The sequence below is a fragment of the Rhodopseudomonas sp. BR0C11 genome (assembly GCF_010820945.1).
GTDB lineage: Bacteria > Pseudomonadota > Alphaproteobacteria > Rhizobiales > Xanthobacteraceae > Rhodopseudomonas > Rhodopseudomonas palustris_H.
Genome location: NZ_QTKI01000470.1, coordinates 1 through 3401 on the forward strand (window position 1 = coordinate 1; position 3401 = coordinate 3401).

2 protein-coding genes and 1 pseudogene are annotated in these 3401 nt (G+C 62.2%); 2 read left to right on the forward strand and 1 reads right to left on the reverse strand.

Translation table 11 applies throughout. From position 1 onward, the window contains the following. Positions 1-816 (reverse strand): annotated as a pseudogene (locus DYI24_RS23590) (MMPL family transporter); the annotation flags it as partial. A gap of 312 nt (positions 817-1128) precedes the next feature. Here DYI24_RS23590 and ispH point away from each other — a divergent pair. Beyond that, positions 1129-2073, forward strand: coding sequence for a 4-hydroxy-3-methylbut-2-enyl diphosphate reductase (gene ispH, locus DYI24_RS23595; protein WP_107345477.1), 945 nt, complete (start codon positions 1129-1131; stop codon positions 2071-2073). Positions 2074-2113: 40 nt separating this feature from the next. Then, positions 2114-3265 (forward strand): adenosyl-hopene transferase HpnH, encoded by a 1152-nt coding sequence (gene hpnH, locus DYI24_RS23600; protein ID WP_164574053.1) that lies wholly within the window; start codon positions 2114-2116, stop codon positions 3263-3265. Positions 3266-3401 lie beyond the last annotated feature (136 nt).

The window sequence follows — 3401 nt, forward strand, 5'->3', positions numbered from 1 at the left end:
GTCCTTGACGGTGGCGAATTCCTCGTTGGCGATCGGCACCGGACCGGTCAGCCGCACCCGGGCACCGAAATCCTGCTCGATCTTGAGGTCCACGGCGGCCTGACGGATCGCGTCGGTGGCCGCCTTGCCGGGTTCCAGCGCCTTGAAGTCGAGGATCGGCTTGACCTCGATGAAGGCGCGCTTGTCGCCGTCGGTCAGCGGTTCCGGATTGACCAGACCGCGCCAGGAGAAGAACGCCTGCTGCTTGCCGAGCACGTCCTCGACCGTCGCGGCGACGGCATTGAAAGGTTTTGCAGTCGAATCGAGCGTCAGTTCCCCGCGCTTCAGACCCACCAGACCGGTCTCAAGCGCCGCCGTCAGGCCGCGGATCGACGGATCACCGGCCATGATTTCGATCAGCGGAACCGCCTGCTGGAACTGGCCGGTCGCCTTGGCAACTTCGTCCTTGGGTAGGAACAACAGCCCGCTGCGGTCGAAGAACGGCCCGCCGCCGAGCCGCTTCACCGAGTCGAAGTTGATGTTATTCTTGGACAATTCGGCTGTGAGCTTAGCCGCCGCGGCATTCGCGAATTCCGGCGTCGGGGCCTCGACGACCGCCAGGATCAGCCGTTCCTGGTCGAAGGCCTTCTCGAACGCGATATCACGTTTGCGCCAGTCGAGATCAGACGAGATCAAATGATTGATGTCTGTGTTGATCCCGAAATGTTGGTAAGTATAGAAACCTGCTGCAACTGCGAGAAATACGCCGATCAGCACAGTAAAAGCCGCAAAACGGGTGCTGGCTCTGACAATGGAGACGATGGCACTTTTCAGCACATTCACTCTTTCTATTGCTACCGGCTGGCCTAAAATACGGCCACCCCGCCGGGTTCCGAGTCGATCGAACTAGTTTTGATGGTTCTGCGACCAAGGACTGGACAAAATGGCCGAAAACAAGCCGGCGGAGGTGTGTGCGCGGAAGTAATCTCACCAGGCCAGATTGCCAAGGGCGTTTTGCATTGCGTGCTGCACTGCGCCAATAAGTCCCCTGCGTCCCTTGCGGTTGCGGGTGTCCCCATACCAGCTAGATCATGCTACGGGAATGCGACGTGCTGCCAGGAGACCGAACAATCATGAGCGTGGTGCCCCTTGTCTGAAGTCCGCCCCCTCGAAGTGTTCCTTGCCCAACCCCGTGGTTTCTGCGCTGGCGTGGTGCGTGCGATCGAGATCGTCGAGCGCGCGCTGGAGAAGTACGGTCCGCCGGTCTACGTGCGGCATGAGATCGTGCATAACAAATACGTGGTCGAGAGCCTGAAGGCTAAAGGCGCGATCTTCGTCGAGGAGCTGTCGGAAGTTCCGCCGAAGGCCGTGACCGTCTTCAGCGCCCACGGCGTCGCCCGCAGCATCGAGGAAGAGGCCGCGGCGCGCGACCTGCCGGTGCTCAACGCCACCTGCCCGCTCGTGACCAAAGTGCATAACCAGGGCAAGCGCTATACGTCGAAGGGCCGCACCCTGATCCTGATCGGCCATGCCGGCCATCCGGAAGTCGAAGGCACGATGGGTCAGGTTCCCGGCCCGGTGCTGCTGGTGCAGAACCTCGAGGACGTCGCGGCGCTGACGCTGCCGCCGGAAACCCCGGTGGCGTACATCACCCAGACCACGCTGAGCGTCGACGACACCAAAGACATCATCGTGGCGCTTTCAAAGAAATTCCACGATATCGAAGGCCCGGACACCCGCGACATCTGCTATGCCACGCAAAACCGGCAATCGGCGGTGCGGCAGATGAGCAAGCTGGTCGACCTGATCCTGGTGGTCGGAGCCAACAACAGTTCGAACTCCAACCGACTGCGGGAAATCGGCACCGAAGCCGGCATTCCGAGCTACTTGATCGCCGACGGCAGCGAACTCGACCCGGCCTGGCTCGACGGCAAGAAAGCAGTCGGCATCACCGCCGGCGCGTCCGCGCCGGAAGTGTTGGTCGACGACGTGATCGAAGCGCTGCGCCGGATCGTCCCGGTCACCGTCTCGGTGCTGCCGGGCCGCGAAGAAAACATCGAATTCGTTCTGCCTGCGGAGCTGGCGACCGCCTGATCCGCCCCAACCGACATGCCGTGAAAGAGAAGATTTCGTAATGGCTATTCCGTTTCACAAGGAACTGGTGATCGGCGGTTATCTGCTGAAGCAGAAGCTGCTCGGGCGGAAGCGTTATCCGCTGGTACTGATGCTGGAGCCGCTGTTCCGCTGCAACCTCGCCTGCGCCGGATGCGGCAAGATCGACTATCCCGACGCGATCCTGAACCGCCGGATGACCGCGCAGGAGTGCTGGGACGCCGCCGAGGAATGCGGTGCGCCGATGGTCGCGATCCCGGGCGGCGAGCCGCTGATCCACAAGGAGATCGGTGAGATCGTGCGCGGTCTGGTGGCGCGCAAGAAGTTCGTGTCGCTGTGCACCAACGCGCTGCTGCTCGAGAAGAAGCTGCATTTGTTCGAGCCGTCGCCCTATCTGTTCTTCTCGGTGCATCTCGACGGCCTGAAGGAGCACCACGACAAAGCGGTGTCGCAGGAGGGCGTGTTCGACCGCGCGGTCGCGGCGATCAAGGCGGCCAAGGCCAAGGGCTTCACCGTCAACGTCAACTGCACGGTGTTCGACGGCTACGCCGCCGAGGACATCGCCAAGTTCATGGACTTCACCGAAGAGCTCGGCGTCGGCGTGTCGATCTCGCCGGGCTACGCCTATGAGCGTGCGCCGGACCAGGAGCACTTCCTCAACCGCACCAAGACCAAGAACCTGTTCCGCGAGGTGTTCGCGCGCGGCAAGGGCAAGAAGTGGAGCTTCATGCACTCCAGCATGTTCCTCGACTTCCTGGCCGGCAACCAGGAGTTCGAGTGCACCCCGTGGGGCATGCCGGCGCGCAACATCTTCGGCTGGCAGAAGCCCTGCTACCTGCTCGGCGAAGGCTATGCCAAGACCTTCAAGGAGCTGATGGAAACCACCGATTGGGATTCCTACGGCACCGGCAAGTACGAGAAGTGCGCCGACTGCATGGCGCATTGCGGCTATGAGCCGACCGCGGCGATGGCCTCGCTCAACAATCCGCTGAAGGCCGCCTGGGTGGCGCTCCGCGGCATCAAGACCTCGGGCCCGATGGCACCCGAGATCGACATGTCGAAGCAGCGCCCGGCGCAGTACGTGTTCTCCGAACAGGTCGAGAAGAAGCTGTCCGAGATCCGCCGCGACGAAGCCACCGAGGCCAAGGACAAGCGCCAGTCGACGGCGGCCTGATCGCTCCGACAACGGCTTCAATCATCAAAAGCGCGGCCTGCGGGCCGCGCTTTTTTGTTGCTCATCTCGGTCTGTTCAATTCATCAGTTGCTTGCCGATGTCGGCTTTGACCTTGCCCGGCCAAGGGCCGCACTGC